Source organism: Vallitalea guaymasensis (assembly GCF_018141425.1).
In the GTDB taxonomy this organism is placed as follows: Bacteria; Bacillota; Clostridia; order Lachnospirales; family Vallitaleaceae; genus Vallitalea; species Vallitalea guaymasensis.
Genome location: NZ_CP058561.1, coordinates 1,415,055 through 1,437,969, shown reverse-complemented (window position 1 = coordinate 1,437,969; position 22,915 = coordinate 1,415,055). Strand labels below are relative to the sequence as shown.

Annotated in this window: 24 protein-coding genes; 23 read left to right on the top strand and 1 reads right to left on the bottom strand. The window is 33.3% G+C overall.

All coding sequences use genetic code 11. The features are described 5' to 3' along the window. Nucleotides 1-43 precede the first annotated feature (43 nt). The 9 genes from HYG85_RS06570 (at nucleotide 44) to HYG85_RS06530 (ending at nucleotide 9,971) form a co-directional block, all read left to right on the top strand. The gene (locus tag HYG85_RS06570) at nucleotides 44-1,060 is read left to right on the top strand and encodes a LacI family DNA-binding transcriptional regulator (protein ID WP_212692811.1); all 1,017 of its coding nucleotides are present in this window, start codon (nucleotides 44-46) and stop codon (nucleotides 1,058-1,060) included. Between the two features lie 336 nt (nucleotides 1,061-1,396). Next, on the top strand, nucleotides 1,397-2,464 hold the full coding sequence (locus tag HYG85_RS06565; RefSeq protein ID WP_212692810.1) for a substrate-binding domain-containing protein: 1,068 nt from the start codon (nucleotides 1,397-1,399) through the stop codon (nucleotides 2,462-2,464). Between the two features lie 63 nt (nucleotides 2,465-2,527). Beyond that, nucleotides 2,528-4,009: a sugar ABC transporter ATP-binding protein gene (locus HYG85_RS06560; RefSeq protein WP_212692809.1), complete on the top strand. Its 1,482-nt coding sequence runs from the start codon at nucleotides 2,528-2,530 to the stop codon at nucleotides 4,007-4,009. Beyond that, entirely contained in the window at nucleotides 4,010-5,002 is a 993-nt protein-coding gene (locus tag HYG85_RS06555; protein WP_212692808.1) for an ABC transporter permease, read from the top strand. Nucleotides 5,003-5,029: 27 nt separating this feature from the next. After that, nucleotides 5,030-5,743, top strand: coding sequence for an RraA family protein (locus tag HYG85_RS06550; RefSeq protein WP_244971292.1), 714 nt, complete (start codon nucleotides 5,030-5,032; stop codon nucleotides 5,741-5,743). Nucleotides 5,744-5,911: 168 nt separating this feature from the next. Further along, nucleotides 5,912-7,078: a M24 family metallopeptidase gene (locus tag HYG85_RS06545; protein WP_212692807.1), complete on the top strand. Its 1,167-nt coding sequence runs from the start codon at nucleotides 5,912-5,914 to the stop codon at nucleotides 7,076-7,078. Nucleotides 7,079-7,081: 3 nt separating this feature from the next. Further along, nucleotides 7,082-7,855, top strand: coding sequence for an SDR family NAD(P)-dependent oxidoreductase (locus tag HYG85_RS06540; protein WP_212692806.1), 774 nt, complete (start codon nucleotides 7,082-7,084; stop codon nucleotides 7,853-7,855). An 8-nt stretch (nucleotides 7,856-7,863) separates the two neighbouring features. After that, the gene (locus HYG85_RS06535) at nucleotides 7,864-8,895 is read left to right on the top strand and encodes an aldose 1-epimerase (protein WP_212692805.1); all 1,032 of its coding nucleotides are present in this window, start codon (nucleotides 7,864-7,866) and stop codon (nucleotides 8,893-8,895) included. 2 nt (nucleotides 8,896-8,897) lie between these two features. After that, the gene (locus tag HYG85_RS06530) at nucleotides 8,898-9,971 is read left to right on the top strand and encodes a mannonate dehydratase (protein WP_244971291.1); all 1,074 of its coding nucleotides are present in this window, start codon (nucleotides 8,898-8,900) and stop codon (nucleotides 9,969-9,971) included. A 188-nt stretch (nucleotides 9,972-10,159) separates the two neighbouring features. Here HYG85_RS06530 and HYG85_RS06525 read toward each other — a convergent pair whose 3' ends face one another. Next, on the bottom strand, nucleotides 10,160-10,363 hold the full coding sequence (locus tag HYG85_RS06525; RefSeq protein ID WP_212692804.1) for a helix-turn-helix domain-containing protein: 204 nt from the start codon (nucleotides 10,361-10,363) through the stop codon (nucleotides 10,160-10,162). A gap of 128 nt (nucleotides 10,364-10,491) precedes the next feature. Between HYG85_RS06525 and HYG85_RS06520 the strand changes: the two genes are divergently transcribed. The 14 genes from HYG85_RS06520 (at nucleotide 10,492) to HYG85_RS06460 (ending at nucleotide 22,609) form a co-directional block, all read left to right on the top strand. Next, complete coding sequence (locus tag HYG85_RS06520) at nucleotides 10,492-10,782, top strand: hypothetical protein (RefSeq protein ID WP_212692803.1); 291 nt, start codon at nucleotides 10,492-10,494, stop codon at nucleotides 10,780-10,782. Between the two features lie 211 nt (nucleotides 10,783-10,993). Next, nucleotides 10,994-11,839 carry a site-specific tyrosine recombinase/integron integrase gene (xerA, locus tag HYG85_RS06515; protein ID WP_212692802.1) on the top strand — a complete coding sequence of 282 codons (846 nt, stop codon included), beginning with the start codon at nucleotides 10,994-10,996 and terminating at the stop codon, nucleotides 11,837-11,839. A gap of 164 nt (nucleotides 11,840-12,003) precedes the next feature. After that, nucleotides 12,004-12,894 carry a methyltransferase domain-containing protein gene (locus tag HYG85_RS06510; RefSeq protein WP_212692801.1) on the top strand — a complete coding sequence of 297 codons (891 nt, stop codon included), beginning with the start codon at nucleotides 12,004-12,006 and terminating at the stop codon, nucleotides 12,892-12,894. 241 nt (nucleotides 12,895-13,135) lie between these two features. Then, nucleotides 13,136-14,104 carry a phosphotransferase enzyme family protein gene (locus HYG85_RS06505; protein ID WP_212692800.1) on the top strand — a complete coding sequence of 323 codons (969 nt, stop codon included), beginning with the start codon at nucleotides 13,136-13,138 and terminating at the stop codon, nucleotides 14,102-14,104. A gap of 186 nt (nucleotides 14,105-14,290) precedes the next feature. Beyond that, nucleotides 14,291-15,328 (top strand): ankyrin repeat domain-containing protein, encoded by a 1,038-nt coding sequence (locus HYG85_RS06500; protein ID WP_212692799.1) that lies wholly within the window; start codon nucleotides 14,291-14,293, stop codon nucleotides 15,326-15,328. A 158-nt stretch (nucleotides 15,329-15,486) separates the two neighbouring features. After that, nucleotides 15,487-15,609 (top strand): CPBP family glutamic-type intramembrane protease, encoded by a 123-nt coding sequence (locus HYG85_RS24745; protein WP_408647985.1) that lies wholly within the window; start codon nucleotides 15,487-15,489, stop codon nucleotides 15,607-15,609. A gap of 128 nt (nucleotides 15,610-15,737) precedes the next feature. Then, nucleotides 15,738-16,568, top strand: coding sequence for a prephenate dehydratase (locus HYG85_RS06495; protein ID WP_212692798.1), 831 nt, complete (start codon nucleotides 15,738-15,740; stop codon nucleotides 16,566-16,568). 206 nt (nucleotides 16,569-16,774) lie between these two features. Next, complete coding sequence (locus HYG85_RS06490; protein WP_212692797.1) at nucleotides 16,775-17,341, top strand: histidine phosphatase family protein; 567 nt, start codon at nucleotides 16,775-16,777, stop codon at nucleotides 17,339-17,341. Nucleotides 17,342-17,605: 264 nt separating this feature from the next. Further along, the gene (locus tag HYG85_RS06485) at nucleotides 17,606-18,097 is read left to right on the top strand and encodes an NUDIX domain-containing protein (RefSeq protein WP_212692796.1); all 492 of its coding nucleotides are present in this window, start codon (nucleotides 17,606-17,608) and stop codon (nucleotides 18,095-18,097) included. 310 nt (nucleotides 18,098-18,407) lie between these two features. Next, nucleotides 18,408-18,869, top strand: a complete 462-nt coding sequence (locus tag HYG85_RS06480; RefSeq protein WP_212692795.1) for a hypothetical protein — start codon at nucleotides 18,408-18,410, stop codon at nucleotides 18,867-18,869. Between the two features lie 244 nt (nucleotides 18,870-19,113). Further along, nucleotides 19,114-19,680 (top strand): nitroreductase family protein, encoded by a 567-nt coding sequence (locus HYG85_RS06475; RefSeq protein ID WP_212692794.1) that lies wholly within the window; start codon nucleotides 19,114-19,116, stop codon nucleotides 19,678-19,680. Nucleotides 19,681-19,849: 169 nt separating this feature from the next. After that, the gene (locus HYG85_RS06470; RefSeq protein WP_212692793.1) at nucleotides 19,850-20,911 is read left to right on the top strand and encodes an alpha/beta fold hydrolase; all 1,062 of its coding nucleotides are present in this window, start codon (nucleotides 19,850-19,852) and stop codon (nucleotides 20,909-20,911) included. Nucleotides 20,912-21,151: 240 nt separating this feature from the next. Next, entirely contained in the window at nucleotides 21,152-21,904 is a 753-nt protein-coding gene (locus HYG85_RS06465) for an NUDIX domain-containing protein (protein WP_212692792.1), read from the top strand. 192 nt (nucleotides 21,905-22,096) lie between these two features. After that, nucleotides 22,097-22,609 carry a P-loop NTPase family protein gene (locus HYG85_RS06460; protein WP_212692791.1) on the top strand — a complete coding sequence of 171 codons (513 nt, stop codon included), beginning with the start codon at nucleotides 22,097-22,099 and terminating at the stop codon, nucleotides 22,607-22,609. The last annotated feature ends 306 nt before the right edge of the window (nucleotides 22,610-22,915 follow it).

The window sequence follows — 22,915 nt, the reverse complement described above, 5'->3', positions numbered from 1 at the left end:
CATGTTGTATCTTTAGCTTATGAAGCTTTAGTGGAGGTATACAATGGATAGAGTTTCAACTATAAAAGATGTTGCAAAACTAGCTAATGTTTCTATTAGTACAGTATCAAGAGTATTGAATGGGACAACTCCAGTTAGTAAAGAAAGTTCAGATAAAGTATATAAAGCAGTGGAAGTTCTTGACTATAAGCCCAATGCTATGGCTAGAAGTCTTATAAGCAAGAAAACAATGACCATAGCTGTAATAATACCAAACTTATCTAACTTATTTTTCCCTGAACTGTTGAGAGGAATAAGTAAGGCAGTAGAAAAAGAAGGTTATTTTCTAATAATCTGCAACACTGATTACAGTTCAGAAAAAGAAGAAAAATATATCAACCAAATGTTAGAAAGAAGAGTTGATGGGTTCATTATTGTGAGTTCCAGTATAAGTAATGAGAAATTAACACAAATGTTGAAAGGTAAAACCAGTGTTGTATTTGTCTACTCATATGCTGACTTTGGTTACAATATCATGGAAGATGGTATAAAGGCAACTTATGATGCTACTAAATATCTTATTCACATGGGACACAAAAAAATAGCCTGTATAGGTTGGAGATTCAAAGGTGTCAATGTAAGATATATGGGATTTCGGAAAGCACTTGAAGAATTCAATGTTGATTTTAGGAATGAATACGTTATTGATTGTGGATACAGCAAAGAAGAAATAACCAATAATACTATTAAGTTGTTGAAGATGAAAGATAGACCTACTGGTATAGTTGCTTTTAATGACGATACAGCTATTGCCATAATGATGGCAGCCAAGGATATGGGAATCAAAATTCCAGAGGATTTATCAATAATAGGATATGATAATATTTCTATCAGCAATATTTTACTAAAACCTTTGACAACTATTTCAGTACCTATTCATAAGATGGGTATTAATGCAGGTAAAAAAATCATTCAAATAATTGATAATAGTATTTCATATAGTGATACTTATAGAGAAGAATATATACCATACGAATTAATTGAAAGAGAATCAGTGAAGTCAATGGATATAGATAGTTGAATTAAATAATCCCTAACGAGTCAGTAATTATTTAATTCGATTTAATTTATCAGATCAAGTTAGTTATATTAAACTTATAAAAATAGAAATCTAGGTATTCAAGTTTAATAGGAATAGATAATCAAAAATAATAATGTTGAGTAAGTGAAATTTGATTTTATATTATTCAACATTTATTAATACCTTTTATGAAAAGCTTTTCATAAACCCAATTATGGGAAGAATAGTAATATAAGGAAATATATGTAGGTTATATTTAACTACAGGGGTTAGGTTTATTGTTGTTATTAAAACTTCTTAATTGAAGTTTAATATATATTATAAGGAGGATATATTATGAAGAAAAAATTATTATGTATGTTAGTAGTAGTTTTAAGTTTATTTATGGTTGCATGTGGTAGCAAAGGTGATAGCAAGACTGACAGTAAAGGTGATGAAGGAAGTAAAAGTGATAGTGGCAATGTATCCAAGGATGATTCTAAGGATAAGGAAATAACTGTTGCAGGAATAGTATTTCAAGAAGACCAATTCATGAAATTATTACAAATGGGGTATCAAGCAGCAGGAAAAGAATATGGAGCTAAGGTTCTTGTTTCTAATACAAACAATGACCAAGCAAAAGAAGTAGAACTTATCAATACTTACACTTCACAAAAGATTGATGGTATTGCAATTTCACCACTTAATGAAACTTCATCAATCCAAGCTCTAAAAACAGCTAATGAAAAAGGTTTAGCAATAGCTGTATGTAACACAGCACTTAATGATTCTGATTTTATTGTAGGTGGTTTTACATCTGATAACTACTTATTAGGTAAGCAAACAGGTTTAGTAGCAGCTGAATTCATTAAAAACCATTATGAAGAAGGCGAAGAAGTAAGAGTAGCTATTTTACAGTTCAAATCTCAACTTCCTGACATATCTGCACAACGTTCCAATGGATTCATTGACCAGATCAAAGATATCCCAGGTGTTGAAGTAGTAGCAGACCAAGATGCATGGCTTCAAGATAAAGCAGTTCAAGCTGCTGGAGATATAATAACTGCTCAAGAGTCACAAGGTGGAGTAGATATCATATGGGGAGCTAATGATGGTGGTACTATAGGTGCCGTTATGGGTGTTAAAAACGCAGGAAAAGCAGGGGAAGTATTTGTATTTGGTACTGATGCAGCAGAACAGCAATTATCAATGTTAAGAAACGAAGATAATGTATTACAAGCTGTAACTGGACAAGACCCATATATGATAGGTTATAAGACTATGGAAGTTCTATTGAAGGATATCTTAGGAGAAGATACAGGAGTTGACAGAGGTAACTCAGTGGTAGTCCCAGGTATAGTATTAGATAGAAATGATAAAGATGGTCTAGATGAATTTGCTTCAGATCTTGAAAACTACAAATAATAAAAAATAATATTAAGAGGATTATCATAGTCCTCTTAATATATGACTAATGAAAGGATAATTATGAGTACATTAAGAACTGAAAATATAAGCAAACAATATCCCGGAACTCTTGCTCTAGATAATGTTACTGCCACATTTGAGAGTGGACAAGTACATGCATTATTAGGGAAAAACGGTTCTGGAAAATCTACTATGGTTAAAATTTTTGCTGGTGCTATTAAAGCAACATCAGGTGAGGTATATCTTGATGATGAACGATTGGATTTTAAAAATCCACAAGAAGCTATAGACAAAGGCATCGCAACAGTATACCAAGAACTCAGTCTTGTTCCAGGTATGAATGTAGCAGAAAATATCTTGCTTGGCAGAATGCCTATGAGAGGTAAATTCATAGATTGGAAGAAAGCATACAAACAAACTAAAGAGATTCTAGAAGACCTAGGTGTAGATATTAATCCAAAAGAAATGGTAATGAATCTTAGTATGTGGCAATGTCAGATGATAGAAATCGTAAAAGCCATGAGTACTAATCCTAAAGTACTTATGTTGGATGAACCAACTTCATCTCTTGCTCAGAACGAGACTGACTTATTATTTGATATGATCAAGAAACTCAAGAAAAAAGACGTAATAATTATTTATATATCTCATAGGCTACAAGAATTATGGAAAATAGCAGACACTTGTACTGTTCTAAGAGATGGTGTTTACATCAACAAGACAATAATGGCAGAAACATCCCATGAACAATTGATTAAAATGATGTTTGGTGATGTTAAGATAAAAACTAGACCTGATGATCTTATTGTTGGGGAAAAGACTTTACTTGAAGTCAAAGGATTAACTAGAAAAGGGTATTTTGAAGATATATCTTTTGAAGTTAAGGAACATGAAATACTAGGAATTGCAGGAATGCTTGGTTCTGGTAGAACAGAGCTGTTAAGAGGTATTTTCGGTGCAGATAAAGTAGATGAAGGAAAAATTATCTTTGAAGGAAAAGAAATAGATAAACCAACACCTCATAAAATGAAAAAAGCGGGATTTGCTTTAACTCCAGAAGACCGTAAACATGAAGGGTTGATACAGGTCTTAAGTGTGCATACCAACTTGTGTGTAGCTAGTCTAGACTATATTTCTCCAAAACATAAAATAACTAAAAAAATGGAAAAACCATTCGTTGATAAGCAAATTGAGGATTTGGAGATAAAAGTACCTAATGTTGATTTGCCTATTTCTTCTTTATCAGGAGGTAATCAGCAAAAAGTTGTTGTTGGCAACTGGCTTAATACCAATCCAAAGATCATGTTCTTTGATGAACCATCAAGAGGAATTGATGTTAATGCGAAACAACAGATATTTGACATAATATGGGAGCAGTCAAGAAAAGGTGTATCCAGCATAATGGTTTCTTCAGAATTGGAAGAATTGCTTGAAGTATGTCATAGAATATTAATCATCAGTAATGGTAAGTTGATTGGAGAAGTAAAACCGGAAGATATTACAGTTGAAGACTTATATAAAAGATGCATTGGAGGAAAATAAATGAATGCGAATTGTGATAATAAATATATAAATAAATTAAGTAAGTTCAGTAAGACTCATATACTTGAATTGATACTATTTGTAGTATCAATAATAATTGCATTTACAGCACCTGGTTTTTTTACATCAGGAAATCTATTAAATATATTAAGGAATGCCTCACTAAAAGGTGTTATTGCATTTGGTATGACTATGGTTATCATAACAGGGGAAATAGACCTTTCAGTATCATCAACAGTTGCACTGTCAGGTGTAATCACTGGTACTGTAGCAGGCAAGTTAGCTGAGTTGGGCATCATGCCACTAGAATACTCAGTAATAATAGGTATGATAATTGCAATAGCAGCAGCATCGTTAGTAGGACTGCTTAATGCAATCATACATACAAAATTCAATATCCCTACATTTATTATTACTTTAGCAATGTTAAATGTTGTATATGGATTAGCAGCAATAATATCAAAAGGTTTTCCAGTAACAACTTTTCCATCATGGTATAGCAAAATAGGTGCTGGACAAATAGGTTCCATTCCTATACCAGCAATAATATTATTGGTTGTATTTTTTATAGTATGGATGGTAATGGATTATACAAAATTCGGTAGAAGTGTATATGCTGTAGGTGGTAACAGAGAATCAGCAAGATTATCTGGTATTAATGTAAAACATATAAAAATCGTTGTTCTTGTTATGGTTCAAGTAACAGCAGCCATTGCAGGAATCATGGTTTCATCACAAGTTATGTCCGGTGCACATCCTTTCGGTAAAGGTTGGGAGATGGATGTTATATCTTCAGTTATTATCGGTGGAGCATCATTAACTGGTGGTATCGGTAAAGTAAAAGGAACTTTCATAGGTATCATTTTCTTAGGAGTATTGTTGAATGGGATGACATTACTCAACATCAATGAATATGTACAATATGTTGTAAGAGGTGGATTAATCCTTATGGCAGTTCTAATCAACACTGTTCAATCTAGAAAAGCTGTTTAATATAGCAACAATAATAGGAGATAAGATATGTTAGAGAAAAATGATTTATTAGATAAGATAGAAACAATGGATGATGATGAGCTATTTGATATTATGAAAAAGGAATTATACACAGGTGTCTTAACTGACGTTATGGATACGATGGACCTTAGACACCAATTCCTACCAGCTTATATTCAACCACTTAATAGAGATATGATGGTTGCGGGAAGAGCATTTACAGTGCAAGAAGCAGATGTAACAGGAACAAGAATATGTGCAGAGAATAGAGAAAAACCTTTTGGAATCATGTTTGAAGCACTTGATGCAATGAAAAAGAATGATGTTTATATATGTACAGGCGGCTCACCTAAATACGCTTGCTTTGGTGGACTTATGTCAACTAGAATGATTAAATTAGGTGTAGCAGGAGCTGTTGTAAGTGGATATACAAGAGATACAAAAGAAGTACTCTCACTTGGTTTACCTACTTTTACAAGAGGATGTTATGCACAAGACCAAGGAATGAGAGGTAGAGTAATTGATTACAATTGCCCTATTGAATTTGATAATGGAGTACTTGTCAATCCAGGAGATATAATCTTTGGAGACATTGACGGAGTATTATCCATTCCAAAGGAACAAGAAAGAGAAATAATAAGGAAAGCCTTTGAAAAAGTATATGGTGAAAATGAAGTAAGAATAGCTATTGAAAATGGAATGTCAGTAGTTGAAGCCTTTGACAAATATGGTATTATGTAAACTACTATAAAGTTATTAATATATTTTATAAAATAAATGAGCTAGAAATATGAGTAATATAAGATATAGAAGTATATTAGTAATATAAGACATAGAAGTATATTAGTAATATAAGACATAGAAGTATATAAGTAATATAAGATATAGAAGCAGGAAGGAGTATAGATTATGAATAAGCAAAAGATATCAATGATTAGTGAGTTAATCGCTAAAAATGAATTAGGTGCTGTTATATTTTTTAGACCAGATGAGCTTGTAATGACTCTAGGTTATAGACCTTACTGGGGATTGTCGGTTGAAGTATGTTTTGAGGGAAACGATCCGATCCTATATGTACCTGCATTAGAACCAGATCTTAGGTTACCAAAAGATATAACAGTTAAAAGATATCCTTGGGGTGAGACAAGTAGTGACCCTTTTGAAATACTATATGGAATGATTGCAGAAGATATAAAAAAATATGGAAGCAACTCTAAACCCATATCACTAGTAAAAACTGTTGGAAATACGTCACCTTGCATTTTATCAGGAGAACAACCTCCTCTACCAACTGATTTTGTGGATAATCTTATGAAAGTAAGTGAAGCAGGTTATAAAGATGTAGAAAAAGAAATATTGGACCTATATAATTTTAAAACACGTGAAGATATAGAAGGTATCAAGCTATGTAATAAAGTTGCAGGTATTGGAATAAAAGCTTTCTATGATTCTCTTCAAGCTGGATTAACAGAAGCGGAAGTATCAGCAAAGATGGAATACGCTGTTAGAGCTGAAATAGGTAACGATGGAGTTCTATATGCAAGTGGTTTCGCTCAAGTTCAATCAGGGATAAATGGAGCAGATGGAGGCAGATTCAACTGGGTTACTGGCAAAAAGCTTGAAGATGGAGATTTGGTCATGACTGAATTTGCAGTAGTTGTCAATGGATATTGGGCTGATATTACAAGAACAGGAAAAGTCGGAACTCCTACCAAAGAAGATATAAGATTACATGAAGCTGTTAAGAAAGCACAGGATGATGCTTTATCTCTAGTAAGAGAGGGAGCAATTGCCGAAGATATACACAATGCGGCTCAAGAAGCATTAGATAAAGAAGGGGTTGGAAAATATTTTACTCATGGATTAGGACATGGGGTAGGATTCAGGTACCATGACCCTGGTATAAGGATAGCAAAAGGTAATAAAGAAGCATTAAAAGAAGGAATGGTTATTACTATTGAACCTGGAATCTATGATAGTTCTTTTGGTGGAATCAGGATAGAAGAGAATGTACTGGTTACTAAAAACGGCTGCGAGATACTTTCTAAGTTTACTAGGGAATTAAAGGGAGATTAACATATGAATATACAAGAATTATTTAGCGTAAAAGATAAGGTTGTTGTAATAACCGGTTCTACAAGAGGTATAGGTGCAGCTATAGCAAAAGGATATAAAGAGGCTGGCGCTTCTGTTTGGATACATGGAAGAAAAGAGGAAACAACTAAGATTGCAGCAGAAAAAATGGGATTTGACAAATATGTTGCTGCAGATTTATCTGATATTCAATCTGTTGAAAAGATGGCAGACCATATTATAAGTGTTGAATCAAAAGTGGATGTACTAATTAATAATGCTGGATATGAAGACCATGCATCCATTGAAAATATGGATTTCAACCTTATGGATAAGATATATGACATTAATACGAAAGCCCATTATCTATTATTCAGTAAATTGATTCCTCTATTAAAAAAATCAGATAGTGGATCAGTAATCAATGTTACATCTATACATGATTTGGTAGCAGTTAGAAACAATTCTCCTTATTGTATGTCAAAAGCTGCAATGGGAATGATGTCAAAAGTGGCTGCTCTTGAATTAGGAAACAGCGGTATAAGAGTTAACAACTTAGCACCAGGTGCTATAGCTACAGATATGAATAGAGATCTACTCAAGAAATTGGAAGAAGACAACGGGACAAGCTTTGGTGAATGGATACCACTCAACAGAGTCGGCGAGGTAGAAGAGATGGTTGGACCTGCTATTTTTCTAGGAAGTAAAGCATCTTCTTATATTACAGGAACCACTATATATGCTGACGGCGGATATAAAGAGAATCTATTGAGATATTAGGTGATAATATGAGAAATTTTGGTTGTAGAATAACTGAAGATATAAAAATACATGATATGAAATCATTAGTGATGGAAAATGAAAAGTTAAGGATAACTTTTTTACTAGATAAAGGTGCCGATATAGTAGAACTTTTATACAAGCCAAAAGATATCGACTTCATGTGGAGATCACCAGTAGAATTTCATAATCCAGCGAAATGTAACTCTACTACAGGGTCTAGTTTACATAACTATTTAGACCATAATTTTGGCGGCTGGCAGGAAATACTTCCTAGTGGAGGTCCAGAGTGCAATTATAAAGGTAATGTTATCGGTATGCATGGTGAAGTAAGTAATTTGCCATGGCAATATAGAATCATGAAGGATACAAAAGAAGAAATAAGTGTTATGTTTTTAGTTAGAACTGTCCGCTCACCATTTTACTTAGAGAAAACTATTACCATCAAATCCAATGAATCAACCATATATTTTGATGAAACACTGTCTAATCTTGCTAATGAAGACATGGAATTGATGTGGGGTCATCATCCAACTATTGGAGAAGGTTTTCTAGATGAATCTTGCTATATAGATACATCAGCCAAGAAAGTTTTTACCTATGGTGAAGAATTGGATTTTGATACTCAGAGACTAGACGTTAATAGTGAACATGATTGGCCTGTGGCTAAGGGTAGAGATGGCAAATCAATAGATTTATCCAAAGTACCTGACAAAAATGCTGGTACGGCGGATATGCTTTTCTTAAAAGATTTTGGTTATAAGGCATACTATTCAATATATAGTAACAATAAAAATGTTGGATTCAGATTAGAATGGGATAATGAAATATTCCCTTATGCTTGGATATGGCTTGTTTGTAAAGGTTCATATGGTTATCCTTGGTATGGCAACACTTATAATCTGGCTATAGAACCTTGGACTAGTTATCCGGGAGCAGGACTTACTAAGGCAATAGATAATGGTACAGCACTTAAGATGAAAGCAAAAGAAAAGATTGATTTTAAGATGCAAGTAGACGTTTATGAGAAAGGATTATAATTATGGCAGAAATGAAAATCGGAATTGGATTATATAGATACATGCTCAATAAAGAAAATTATAGATTTGCCAAACAAGCTGGTTGTACTCATATAATAGCTCATCTAGTTGATTATTATAGAGGGCAGAATGGAGTACATGGAACTGATGAAGTCAAAAACATGGGTGAATCTCTAGCAAATGAAGATGTATGGAGTTATGAAAGCATTCAGAAGTTGAAAAACGAGGTAGAAGAGGAAGGTTTGACATTATATGCAATAGAGAACTTTGCACCAGCTGATTGGTACGATGTTCTATTGGATGGACCTAAAAAAGAAGAGCAGATTGAGAGATTGAAACAGATAATAAGAAATGTTGGAAAAGCGGGTATACCTGTTTTTGGATATAATTTCAGTATTGCTGGTGTATGGGGACATCTAAGAAGACCATTAGCTAGAGGTGGAGCAGTTTCTGTTGGGTTCTCTGACAAGGAAGGGGCTAAACAGACTCCTATCAAAAATGGTCAGATATGGAATATGACTTATGATGAGAATGTAGAAGGATACATTGATGAAATCACAACTGAGCAATTATGGGATAGATTAACATATTTCCTTAATGAGCTTGTCCCAGTTGCTGAGGAGGCTGGTGTAGTGTTAGCTGCACATCCTGATGATCCACCACTTAAGACGTTAAGAGGCACACCAAGATTAGTTTATCAACCACATCTTTATCAAAAGTTATTGGATATATACCCATCAAAAAGCAATGCTCTAGAATTCTGTATGGGAACTATTCAAGAAATGACAGAAGGAAATATCTATGATGCCATTGAACAATATGGTTCTCAAGAGAAATTAGCGTATGTTCATTTTAGAAATGTAAAAGGTAAAGTGCCAGAATATCATGAAGTCTTCGTTGATGAAGGAGATATTGATATGGTGAAAGCGTTAAAATTATTGAAGAAGCATAATTTTGACGGAGTATTGATTCCAGACCACACACCTTTATTTGATACTGAGAATCCTTGGCATATGGGTATGGCTCATGCTATTGGTTATATTAAAGGGATATATGATGCGGTTGTAAAAGAGTAGGTATTGTGTTAGGTGTAAGTATTTGAAGAAAATTAAATAGATTATTAGTTTATTATTGAAAAGATAGACTCTGTTTAGCTACCCCTTTGTGTCAGGCTTGAAGGTTTGATATTGCTAGATAGAGTCTATTTTAGTGTGATCAGAACGAACCTAAAAGATGGGGAAATAAGGTCTTTTTTATCGCTATTTCACTTTTTATCAGTTCTACCAACTAGAAAATCAATACTGGTATTGTAGTAATCAGCTAATTTTATAAAAGTCTCAATTGGGATATTTAGTTTGCCAGTTTCATAATCTGAATATGTACTTTGGTCAATACCAATTATACTTGCAATATCCTTTTGTTTTAAATCTAAATCTTCTCTTAAGTGTCTTACTCTTGGAAAAATCATTTTTATCACCTCAGTGCTATTCTATAATATGGGGGATTCCCATATTGACTTTTATGGGAAATTCCCATAAAATAATATTGAAAGTATTATAATAAAAAAAATATTTTGTAGAAAGGTGAAATGGAAAAATGATAGATTTATATTCTAAAGCAATTAATAATTTAATTCATGATGTAGTTGATGAAAAATTAAAGTTAAGTAATGAAAATAATAAAGAGATAGTAGAACAAAAGAATTTGATGGAGGAATATGATCATGAATTCAAAGATTTGTTTGATAGATTAGATGAAAAGGATAGATCAATCATAGATAATTATTTAAGTCTTAATAATTTTTTGAACAGCGTAATGTTTTGTGATATGTATAGAGAAGGAATATATGATGGTATTCTATTATTGAAGCATTTTAAAGTGATTTAGTTAAGATAATTTAGTTATTTGGATGCTATTTAGTAATGATATATGAAAGCTAGTATTTAATGTATGAAAAGGGTAAGAAATAAATTATTACAGTTTTCTATTGAATTTGTAACTAATTGACAAAATATTAGTTAATACATATAATTTAAATTAGATTTATTATAGCTAAGGTATAATTAGGGGAGATTCTTACTTAGAAGGATGATGACATTTGATAACAGATAGTAATGATAATATAATAAGGAAATATACCCAAGAGTTAACTATACAAGGTTATTCAAGTAAGACTAAAAAATGTTATATAAGTCATATTAAACGGTTTATTGATTATATTAAAAAGGATATTATTGAAATTACTGAGACAGATGTGAAAATGTATTTAAGTTATCTTATGGAAAAAGAATGTTCACATAGTTATGTTAATCAAACAATCAGCAGTATAAAGTTTCTGAATGAACATGTATTACATAAATTAAAGTTAACGGTATATGTTGAAAGACCAAAAAAAGAAAGAAAATTGCCAAATGTATTAAGTAAAAAAGAAGTAAAAAGTATTTTGGCATCATTACAAAATAATAAACATAAAACTTTATTAGCATTAATATATTCTTCAGGATTAAGAGTTGGTGAAGTAGTAAAATTAAAAATAAATGATATAGATAGTCAAAGAATGCTGATTAAGATAGAGCAAGGTAAGGGTAACAAAGATAGATATGTTATGTTATCAGAAAGTATTTTGTTACAATTAAGGAAGTATTATAAGGAATATAGACCAAATAAATGGTTATTTGAAGGTGCTGATAAAGATAAGCATATAACAGAAAGAACTGTACAAAGAATATTTAAAAATGCATGTGAAAAAGGATGTGTAATGAAAAAAGTATCTGTACATAGTCTTAGACATAGTTTTGCAACTCATTTGTTGGAAAGTGGAACAGATATTAGATATATACAAGAATTATTAGGTCATTCAAGTTCAAAAACCACAGAAATATATACACATGTTACAAATAAGAATATTATGAGTATTAAGAGTCCGTTGGATGATATTATGTGAAGGGAAGAGTAAGGGATAGTAAGTATTTACGACGTTCGGTAATACATCTGATTTGGAGGTATTAGCGACATTCGGAAATATTGTAGTTATATAACATAAATTCTTTCTAAGTAGATCAGTTTATGTATTGACAGAACTCAAATTATAGATATGGGAGGTAGAACATGAATGATTCATATTGGGATGATAGGTTGGAGTTTTTAAAAGCAATCCGCAATGGATGGTGCAATGATGATTACATTGAATTTCTTGTAGACAAAGTATGGAAGATTGAGAAACCTGTAAAGATAATTGATTATGGGTGTGGTTTTGGTTATATAGGTTTATTGCTTTTACCTATTCTACCTGAGGGTAGTACATATACAGGAGTTGATATTAGCGATACATTGTTGAATGATGCACGACATATTTTTACAGAACTTGAGTACGATACTAATTTTATTAAGTGCGATTTGAATGAGTTTTTACCAGAAGAAAAATATGACATAGCAATTTCACAGGCAGTTCTACGACATATTCCTAATGCCAAAAGCATTCTCAATAAAATGATACATTCAGTCATAAAAGGTGGTATGGTCATCTGTTTGGAAGGTGATTTAGAGATTGAAAAGACCGTCCAATATTTTAGCGGTTTTGATTACATTGGGACTGGAATGACACCCTTATATAGAAAGATATATAGAAATGAATTGAATCAAGGTGGTAGAGATTATAGAGTTGGTATAAAGATACCAATATATATGCAAGAACTAGGTTTGAAGAATGTAGATGTCCGTCTTAATGACAGAGTAAAATTTATCAATCCATATGGTGATAGTGCTAAACATAGTAAGGAATATGACGAAATAACAACAGCATGGGACTGGAATAAAAGGCTATCATATGAGGATAAAGAAAAAATGAAGAAGACTCTTGTTGACAGAGGTCTTACAAAAGGAGAAGCTAAAATTTTTAGTGATAGTCATGCGAGTATATGTGACCATGTAATAGATAATAAAGATACAGTGTATATATTAAAGCCGTCGTGTACACTTATATCGTATGGGATCAAATAGCTCCTTTTTAATATATACAAAGGGGTCAAGAATTTACGTCATATAACAATATATTTCCGTTCGCTGCGCATATCTCTTCACCGGGTACAAGCACCGCCAGGGAGAAGAGCGCTGAGGGTCCGGTTCAGAGACATCGGAAATACGAAACGTTAGCGGAAATAATCTACTTGGTAATTAGAAAGAGGTATAGAATTTGGAGAATAATGTTGAATATAACATACGGATAGATGAGTTAGCTACGATGCTAGAGTTGGGGGAGGTAGTTGAAAAGCCTAAGCAAGTGTTTGGTGGTCTACTGCATAAGTCGTTTGATGTGGCAACAAGTAAAGGGCATTATTTCATTAAGGCTTTAAATCCCCAGATAATGTTGCGGCCTACGGCTATGAAGAATCATTTATTTGCAGATGAGGTATCAATCATTGCAGTAAATACGGGGCTATCTGCTTCGGCCGTGAAGAAGATTGAAGGAAAGACTATACACAGTATTGATGGACAGTATTATCAGGTGTTTGACTGGTTAGATGGACTTTCTTACACGCACAGACCTGAGAACTTGGTCGAATGCTATAAGGTAGGTGTTCTTCTTGGACAATTACATCAGATTGATTTTTTATCAATTGAAAATCCTGATATTAAGGATGGTAAGCGTAGTAAGATTGATTGGCAAGGTATATTAGATCAAGCTAATAACTCAGATACACTTAAGAGGTTAGAAGATATTGATATTAATTACATTGATTTAGCTGAGACAGAATCACTTAAAGCATTAGAATTATTGGAGCGTCAAGTTATTAGCCATCGTGACCTTGATCCTAAGAATGTAATGTGGGGAGTAGATGGTAAACCAATTATCATTGATTGGGAAGCAGCAGGTTACGTTAATCCAACATTTGAGCTAGTCGAAGTGGCGGTATATTGGTCAGAATGTAAGGACTGCACAATAAACATAGATGCATTCTTAGAGGTATTAAAGGGTTATCACAGTGTATGTCCAATTCACTTCAATGATCTCCAATATGTGTGGCGAGCTCTGAATATTAATATGATTGGATGGATTGAATACAATTTAAAGAGATCCATTGGTATAGAAGTTAATTCTAGAGATGAATGTGATTTAGGTTACCAGCAAGTTATAGACACAATTAAGTCAATGAAGATGCTAGATGAACAGATAGAATTATTAAAGGCTTCTGTTCTAACTTTGAGGTGAATTACAGAGCTGGCGTAGATTACTTCCGCTAACAGCGAACTAGCGACATGGGCTTTTAATCGGACGGATGCCACACGTCGCTAGTTCGCGGGACGTTATGAGAAATAGCTACTCATCTATTGAGCCATGCGAGTTGTACAATTTTGCTATTAGATTAGATAAAAGAAAAATTCTAGGAGACTACTTATGAAGTTTTTTAAAAGAAAAGCAGAGAGCAATATCTTATGGAGAATGGCTGAAGAAGAAGACAAAGAGAAAGTAATAATGTTTAACAGTGCAATCAATAATTCTGATACTAAACTTATTAAGAAGATGATTAAAGAAGATGTTGAGATGCTAGGAATTATAACTGTGTTTGGCACTTTTTTACATGTTGCAGCAAAGAAAGGAAACCTTGAAGCTGTTAAAGTACTACTCAAAAATGGTGCTGATATAAATAAAAATGAAACTTTACATAATTGCCGTCCACTTGCAAGTGCGGCAGATAAAGGACACCTAGATGTTGTCAAATATCTTAGAGAGAATGGGGCTGAGTATGATTATAGTACTATTTTATCTAATCCATTGTTTAAGTCAATTAATAGTGGGCATTTACATGTGGTGAAATACTTAGTTGATAATGGTTTGGATGTCGCAAAAGTATACGATACAGAGTCCTTCGGGAAAACGAATGCATATACATATGCACGATCCTATAGACAAGTAGAAATTTGCGAGTACCTACAAGGTGTTTATATCAAGTCAGGTTATAAACTAGATCCCAAAGAAAAGCAACCTTGGGTAAATACAAGATTGCCTAATTTCACTGGGACTAGATTCACAGTTGAGAAGATCCACTTATTAGAGAATGAATTAGGAGTGAAAATGCCTGAATTTTATAGACGATTTCTAATAAGTGACTTTCCTGAGTCTCTGTATTATAAAGACGCTGCTGATGATGATAATTGGGTATGGCTTGGAAAAGACAGTAGCTTATTTCACACATTACGAAGTTTTATAGCATACAATACTCTTGATTCAAGAGAAAAGAAGAAAGAAATTAGGGACAAAGAATACTTTGCAATTGGAACTAATGGTGGTGGTGACTATTATTGCATAAGATTAGTTGATGATGACAATAGTGTATATTTTTATCAACATGAAGCTGATAGTTATACAAAGTATCATGAATCTTTTAAAGAACACATTAAATGGTTAGTTGATGAGCATTTGAATATGCAATAAATATTAAGTTATTGATATCATAATTGATTAAAAGATGTCGTAATTTAAGTCCGTAGCTACATCTCATAACACCATGTTCCTGCTTCGGGTCAGCAGAGGGGACGGCTTTGGAGTGAAAATGCTGACCAAATACGGCCGCCTAAGTCTAACGAGCACTCATTTATTTAGGAGTAATGTTTACTATATTTTCGTTATACTATGTTAGGTATAGAAGAATAGTACCAGTTATTTTAGCACATATGTTTTTTGATATTATAGCGATGATTAATTATAGTGGCTAACAGTTGACGCCGTCTAACAATATATTTCCGTTCGCTCTGTGTGATATAATAAGTTTATAGACTACGGAAAAGTAATCAAAAATATAATTAATTACCACTTTCGGAATAGAAAATATTAGGAGGTCAATATGAACAGAATAGCTGTCTTAGGACCAAAGGGCACATTTACAGAAGTAGCAACTAAAAAATATTTAGCTTCACAAGGTATAAAAATGCAGTTAGAATACTATTTGTCTATTCGGAGTACCTTTCAAGCTATTGAAAATGGGTGTGCGATGGGAGTAATTCCAATTGAGAATACATTAGATGGATTTGTACAGATAATATTGGATTTATTAACTCATTCAGATTTAAAGATAATACATGAAATTGTTTTACCTATTAGATTTACTTTAGTAGCTAACTGTAATAATATAAAAGAAGTTACTAGAGTCTATACACAGTTTAAAGCACATAATCAATGTATAGATCTTATTGAAAAATTGGGGGAAATTGAGATAATAACAACAGCTAGTAACAGCACGTCCTATGAAAAAGCTTTAAATGGTGATAGAAATGAGGCTGCGATTATACCAAGTCATATGTTAGATAAAAATGAAGTATTTGATTTAGTAGTTGAAGATATAGCAGATTCTATTGATAATGAAACAAGATTTATAATTCTATCTAAAGAACTTAATGATGAAGATATTGTTAGTGTTGACTGGAACACATTATTTGTTGTAAGTAATGATGTAGATAGACCAGGTCTATTGTGTGAGATATTAAATATTTTTTCAGATAGAGGTATAAACCTCAGGTCTATAATTTCAAGACCTAGAAAAACGGGGTTAGGGAATTATAATTTCTTTATAGATGTTGACGGTTGCTACCAAAGGGATGAAGCTGTAAAGGATGCAGTAATAAAGGTAACCGAAGGATTTGACATTAAAATATTAGGGTCATATTATAGGGTTTAGTTAAGATATAGACTATATGATAATGAATGCAATGGAGTCAAGTGGTTGCATCATCTAACAAAATATTTCCGTTCGCTACGCACATCTCTTCACTGGGTGCAAGCACCGCCAGGGAGAAGGGCTTTGAGGGTCCAGTTCAGAGACGTCGGAAATACGGGACGTTAGATGACATATAAAATTTAGTTTTTGGAATCGGAGGTTTTCTTATGGGTAAAATAGGTATCATTAGACATGGAGAAACAGAATGGAATAAGCTTACTAAACTTCAGGGCAGAGAAGATATAGATTTAAATAAAACTGGATTAGAACAAGCTAGAGTGGTTGGCGAATATCTAAAAAAGTATAATTGGGATATAGTATTTTCTAGTCCTTTGAAAAGAGCAAAAAGTACAGCTAAAGTTATAGCTGAAACTATTGGAGAAGAAGAAGTTATTCTAGAAGAAGATCTGATTGAACGAGACTATGGTAAAGCATCCGGGATGACACTAGATGAGAGGTTGGAAAAATATCCAGATAGGAAATATGCTGGTATGGAAAACTGGCAGCTCTTGAGAGAAAGAGTGAATAATAAGGTATTGGAGTTGGCTAAAAGATATGAGGATAAAAACATTTTAATTGTATCTCATGGCGGTGCAATCAATTCACTTTTGTATACTTTGTCAGATGGTGAATATGGTTCAGGAATAACGAAATTACATATGGGAAGTATGAGTATGCTGATGTATAATGGTGAGAAACTGATAGTTGAATATTTTAATCGCAAGGTATACTAAGACGTCCAATTTGATACATCATATAACAATATATTTCGGTTCGCTCTGTTATGGTATAATGAGTTTAACGACTACGGAATATACTCAGAAATATAAATAATTGCCACACTGACCGCACATCCCACCGCCTAAGCCAAGTCTGGACTCTCGTTGCATTAGCTGTTCGTAAACTCACAAGCATGAGCAACTCCTTCTAAGGCGCTGTGACGTCGGAAATACGAAACGTTTGATGAAATAACATCACTAGTGAATTGAGGTGGAAATATGAAATATAAATTTTGCCCTGAATGTGGTGAAATGTTAATTGAAAAAGAACTTGGAGATGAGGGATTAATACCTTATTGTAACACTTGTAAGAAGCCTTATTTTGAAAAGGTTGGGCAAAGTGTTCTAGTAACTGTAGTAAACGAATGCAATGAGGTTTTACTATTGAAACAAAACTATGTATCAAGGACTAACTGGGTATTAGTTGCTGGGTATATAAAGAAAGGTGAGACTGCAGAAGAAACGGCTATAAGAGAAGTTATTGAGGAAACTGGGCAAAGATCAGATAAATTGAGATATATCAAGAGTTATTATTATGAAAAGCATGAATTGCTAATGTTAGGGTATTTGATGAAAGTTGAGAAGGGTGACTTTTCAAAATCTATAGAAGTAGATGAATTAAAGTGGTTTAGTTTTGATGATGCAATATTAAAGTTGCGATGTGGAAGTATTGGTGAAAAGCACCTTTTGAACTGTTTAAAGTATATATGAAAAATTAATTATTTATAAATTATGATAATAATTATTGTAATTGGCTGTTTCCGTGATTTACTTTATATAACAAAATGTTCCTGTTCGCTCTAACATGGTATAATTACTTGAAGGCTTTACCATAGTAATTGGTAACTAGAGTTGATAGAAATACAGTCGCACATCCCACAACCTAAGCCCTGACGGGACGGCGCCCATATTAGCTACTTAATCAGAGCAGGAGAGTGCGCTTCTAAGGTGCTTGGACGTCAGGAACACGTAACGTTAGATAAAATTATTACCTAGTTTATCTCCATTGAAAGGAAATATTATGAAAAAAACAATCTTGAGTAAAGAGGAAGCATCAAAGATTAGAAAAGAACTAAATTCTATTTGGGACATCAGTAGGCATTATTGGTATCCACTGTATGATTGTAAAAGAAATGATTTGATAGCATTTGATTCAGAATATCTTGACACAGATTCTAAACTTATAGAGATAAAGAATATTTTTAGAGATCGAAAGATTATGGATATTTATGAATTTAGAGAAGATGGAATTTCAACAAAGATAAGTAATATTGTAGATTATGATTTTTGGGAAACAGAAATATACTTCTGGAATAACGAAAGCTTTTGGTTTGACAGTAGTAAGGATTGGATTATTTATAAGAATCATGAAGGGACTACAACCTTCGGAGGGTTGTGGCTGGTAAATAAGTTGAAAGAATTATGGTCAGATTGGAATGAAAACATATCATGGGATACTAAAAATAAGTCTGGAATCAAGTAAACTAGTGATAGTTTCCGGTAATAACTTCATCTAACAATGTATTGCCATTCGTTCGGGTAAGGGTAATTCTTTTGAGAAATGCCCTTACACATCCCGCGCGTCGCGACAGTCGTTGCATTAGCCCTTAATCAGGGCATGAGCAACTCCTTCTAAGGTGCTGGGACGTCGGAATAAGGAAACGTTAGATGCAGAAAAAGACTATTCTAATAATATAAGTGATTATATAATATGAGGGAGGATTATAATGACTGAGGTGATCAAAACAATATATGAAAGAAGAAGTATACGTAAATATCTAGATAAACAAGTTGATAAACAGACAATTATTACATTATTAAAAACAGCTATGGCTGCACCTACAGCTGTAAATTGTCAACCCTGGGAATTTATTGTTGTCGATGAAGCTGACAAACTTTCAAAAATAAAACAAGAGTGCAAATATGCAAGATACAATGCTCCTGTAGGAATTGTAGTTTGTGGTAATATGAAATTAGCATTAAAGGGTGCTGATCATGAACTTTGGATTCAAGATTGTAGCGCAGCAATAGAGAACATGTTAATTGCTGCAACAAGTTTAGGATTAGGAACAGTATGGATTGGTATATATCCTGTCCAAAATAGAATTAGAATGTTGAAGAAAGTACTAAATATACCTGATTTTGTTACACCACTTGGCATAGTATATATAGGTTATTCTGCAGAAAAGAAAGAACCAAGAACCAGATATAATGATAAAAGAGTATATTGGCAGGAATATGAACCTAAGCGTAAACACAGGTCAAAGGATAAGCCACAAATAGGACATTATTAAACTTACGGGACGGCTACTGGTAAATTCCGTCTTTTTCCATCATCTAACAAAATATTTACGTTCGCTACGCACATTCCACAGCCTAAGCGCGTCGCGACAGTCGTTGCATTAGCCCTTATCAAGGGCATGAGCAACTCCCTCTAAGGCTCTAGGACATTGGAAATAAGAAATGTTAGATGACATAATTCATTTGATGATTTTATATGTAATAATTTTAGCATTACTTATTGCATTTCTGAGATATTGTTATATGAATCTACATTATGATAGAATTCCAATGTTTAAGGTTAGACGAGTTTATAATGAGCAGAGTGTAGCCTTAGACGATGGTACAATCTTAAATTACGTTGAATGCAAGAATGATTTGCAACCACTGTTATTGATTCATGGCCAGACAATGTGTTGGGAAGATTATGCCAATGTTCTTCTTAGTTTGAAAGAAAAGTATCATGTATATGCAATTGATTGCCATGGTCATGGTAAATCCAGTCATGATGAATTAAAGTATACTTGTAAATTTATGGGAAATGATTTCAAGTGGTTCATTGAGAATGTTATTGGAGATGACTGTATCGTTTGTGGTCATTCTTCTGGTGGAATCATAGCTGCTTGGTTAACTGTTAATGTTAAAGATTATGTGAAAGGTGTAGTATTTGAAGATCCACCTTTCTTTAGAGTTAAACCTAATGAAATGAAGAATACATTTGTATGGCATGATGGTTTTGAAGTAGTGCATAAGTATTTGGTTGATGGTTCAGAAATAGATTACGACTTATATTACATATTGAATGGCTATTTTTGGAACCTATTTGGTGACTTAAGAAAGTTAGTATATGAGACAGCTAGGAAATATCGATTAAAGCATCAGAATAGTGCTTTGAAAATTTGGTATATACCTTATAAATGGTTGCATGGTACCAGATACCTTGATGAATTTGATTTGAAGTTTGCAGAAACATTTTATAGTGGTAGATGGAAGGAAGGAATAGATATTGAGGAGTTACTTAGTGATATTGAATGCCCTTCAATCTATCTTAAAGCTAGAACTAATTATGGTAAGGATGGTGTCTTGTATGCAGCTAACACGGATGAGGATGCCAGTAGAGTTGTTAATTCGTTTAAGGATACTAAGCTTATTACGATTAAGTCCGGGCACGATATTCACTTTGAGCAACCAACTAAGTTTGTAAATATTCTATTTGAGTTTATAGAACAATTTGGTGATAACTGAAGTGCTATGTCGTTTGTCTGAAGTACGTCAGCTAACAATACGTTAACGCAAGGGTCGACAGAGGGCACGGCTTTGGAGTAAGAATATCGACCACATACAGCCCCCTAAGCCCGTCGGTACGGCACTCGCATTAGACGAAGCAAGTTCGCCATGAGCAAGCACCTCTAGAGTGGTAGGTACGTCGTGAACGAAGGACGTTATGGGACATACCATACTAGTTTTTATATAGGGGGACATTTAATGTTGTATGATTATTTAGGTAAGGATGTAGAGGTTATAATTGACAGACCGTTGGGTTCAAAGCACCCCAGATTTAATATGATCTATCCTTTGAACTATGGATATATTCCTGACACTGTATCTGGTGATGGGCAGGAGATAGATGCATATGTTTTGGGTGTGTTCGAGCCAGTTGAACGATATACTGGTAAGGTTATTGCGATTATCAGACGTGCTGACGATGATGAAGATAAGTTAGTTGTTGCTCAAGAACTGAATAGTTATGATAAGTATCAGATCAAGGCTCTAACAGAGTTCACAGAGCGTCATTTTGAGACAGAGATAATAAGCTTTGAGTATTTGAAACAGTCGATACGTAATACTGCAAGATTGATTGCCAGACGAGATGATGAGATTCTTGTTATTAAGGAATCAGATGACGGTGAAGTATATTACCATTTACCTGGCGGTGGAATAGAATATCGAGAGAAGATAGAAGAAGCACTTGAACGAGAAGCTTTTGAGGAACTTGGTGTTCATGTCGTAGAGTATGAGCCGTTCATCATATTTGAGAATTTCTTTGAAGTCAAGGGTATGATGGGGCACGAGATTTCTCATATATATGAAGTTAAGCTATCAGGAGATATCTATAAGATTAATGAGATGGATATGAATGCTGATTTATTACCGGCTAAAGTTGTATGGGTTAAAGTCCAGGATTTCAAAGACAATATAAAGACATTTTATCCGACGGAATTGGCAAAGTTAATATGAGTGCGGAGTTTCCGTCTGGTACGTCCCATAACAGCGATTTGACGACATGGATAGTAACAAGGAAGGATGTCCATGTCGTCAAATCACGTAACGTTATGAGTCATTTTCGGTATCGCAGATTTTTAGTTTTAGGACATAAGGTTTAGGATGTAATTTATAGCAATATTTGCAGACTAAGTATGGAGGTGTTAAATGGAAAGAATATGGATAACAGGGTCATCGGGTTCAGGTAAAACCACTCTAGCTAATATAGTAGGAAAGAAACTAAATATTCCAATACACTATAATGATAAAATTTTTTGGGAAAGAAATTGGAAGATACGCTCAACAGAAAAGCAAATTGTGATGACTAAATCTATAACAGAAAAAAGAAAATGGATATATGAAGGAAATAGATTTGCTGACTGTAAAGAAGATGGTAGGTTTAATTGTTGTGATACTATTATATATTTAAAAGTAAACAGATTTATATGTTTGTATAGATTTATAAGAAGATATTTCAAATATAAGGGTAGTGTTCGACCTGATATTTCAGAGGGGTGTATAGAAAAAATCGATATTAATATTGTTAAGTATATTTTATTTGATTATCCTAAGAAAGATAAAAGAAGACAAAAACTGTTTAATGAGAGTATGGATATGGGTAAAAATGTAATTATATTAAAAGGTAAAAAAGGTATAAAAAAATGGATTGAACTCTTATAATGATAGTTTGATAATTTTACAACTTTAAGTGTACTGGCAAAATTGAAGCAATGTGTAAACAGAAGTAAAGGCTGACGGTCAAACGACTCATAACACTGTGTTTACAACATCCCCCAACCTAAGACCTAAAGGTACAGTCGGCACATTAGCCATTACTCAAGGCATGAGCACCTCCTTCTAGAGGTTGGGGGACATCGCAAACACATACACGTTATGTGAAATACTCATTGAGAAAGTTATTTTTGTATAAAAATTCTAAGTTACAAAAGAGAAAAAATATACGTTGTAGAATCAAATTTCTACTTA

Bases quoted from the DNA above. Each gene is read 5' to 3' on its own strand.
- HYG85_RS06500 (WP_212692799.1), top strand. From the start codon at position 14,291: ATGAAGTTTTTTAAAAGAAAAGCAGAGAGCAATATCTTATGGAGAATG.
- HYG85_RS06570 (WP_212692811.1), top strand. From the start codon at position 44: ATGGATAGAGTTTCAACTATAAAAGATGTTGCAAAACTAGCTAATGTT.
- HYG85_RS06525 (WP_212692804.1), bottom strand. From the start codon at position 10,363: ATGATTTTTCCAAGAGTAAGACACTTAAGAGAAGATTTAGATTTAAAA.
- HYG85_RS06465 (WP_212692792.1), top strand. From the start codon at position 21,152: ATGTTGTATGATTATTTAGGTAAGGATGTAGAGGTTATAATTGACAGA.
- HYG85_RS06540 (WP_212692806.1), top strand. From the start codon at position 7,082: ATGAATATACAAGAATTATTTAGCGTAAAAGATAAGGTTGTTGTAATA.
- HYG85_RS06475 (WP_212692794.1), top strand. From the start codon at position 19,114: ATGACTGAGGTGATCAAAACAATATATGAAAGAAGAAGTATACGTAAA.
- HYG85_RS06490 (WP_212692797.1), top strand. From the start codon at position 16,775: ATGGGTAAAATAGGTATCATTAGACATGGAGAAACAGAATGGAATAAG.
- HYG85_RS06510 (WP_212692801.1), top strand. From the start codon at position 12,004: ATGAATGATTCATATTGGGATGATAGGTTGGAGTTTTTAAAAGCAATC.
- HYG85_RS06470 (WP_212692793.1), top strand. From the start codon at position 19,850: ATGTTAGATGACATAATTCATTTGATGATTTTATATGTAATAATTTTA.
- HYG85_RS06555 (WP_212692808.1), top strand. From the start codon at position 4,010: ATGAATGCGAATTGTGATAATAAATATATAAATAAATTAAGTAAGTTC.
- HYG85_RS06565 (WP_212692810.1), top strand. From the start codon at position 1,397: ATGAAGAAAAAATTATTATGTATGTTAGTAGTAGTTTTAAGTTTATTT.
- HYG85_RS06545 (WP_212692807.1), top strand. From the start codon at position 5,912: ATGAATAAGCAAAAGATATCAATGATTAGTGAGTTAATCGCTAAAAAT.
- HYG85_RS06520 (WP_212692803.1), top strand. From the start codon at position 10,492: ATGATAGATTTATATTCTAAAGCAATTAATAATTTAATTCATGATGTA.
- HYG85_RS06485 (WP_212692796.1), top strand. From the start codon at position 17,606: ATGAAATATAAATTTTGCCCTGAATGTGGTGAAATGTTAATTGAAAAA.
- HYG85_RS06460 (WP_212692791.1), top strand. From the start codon at position 22,097: ATGGAAAGAATATGGATAACAGGGTCATCGGGTTCAGGTAAAACCACT.
- HYG85_RS06530 (WP_244971291.1), top strand. From the start codon at position 8,898: ATGGCAGAAATGAAAATCGGAATTGGATTATATAGATACATGCTCAAT.
- HYG85_RS06505 (WP_212692800.1), top strand. From the start codon at position 13,136: ATGCTAGAGTTGGGGGAGGTAGTTGAAAAGCCTAAGCAAGTGTTTGGT.
- HYG85_RS06480 (WP_212692795.1), top strand. From the start codon at position 18,408: ATGAAAAAAACAATCTTGAGTAAAGAGGAAGCATCAAAGATTAGAAAA.
- HYG85_RS06535 (WP_212692805.1), top strand. From the start codon at position 7,864: ATGAGAAATTTTGGTTGTAGAATAACTGAAGATATAAAAATACATGAT.
- HYG85_RS06495 (WP_212692798.1), top strand. From the start codon at position 15,738: ATGAACAGAATAGCTGTCTTAGGACCAAAGGGCACATTTACAGAAGTA.
- HYG85_RS06560 (WP_212692809.1), top strand. From the start codon at position 2,528: ATGAGTACATTAAGAACTGAAAATATAAGCAAACAATATCCCGGAACT.
- HYG85_RS06550 (WP_244971292.1), top strand. From the start codon at position 5,030: ATGTTAGAGAAAAATGATTTATTAGATAAGATAGAAACAATGGATGAT.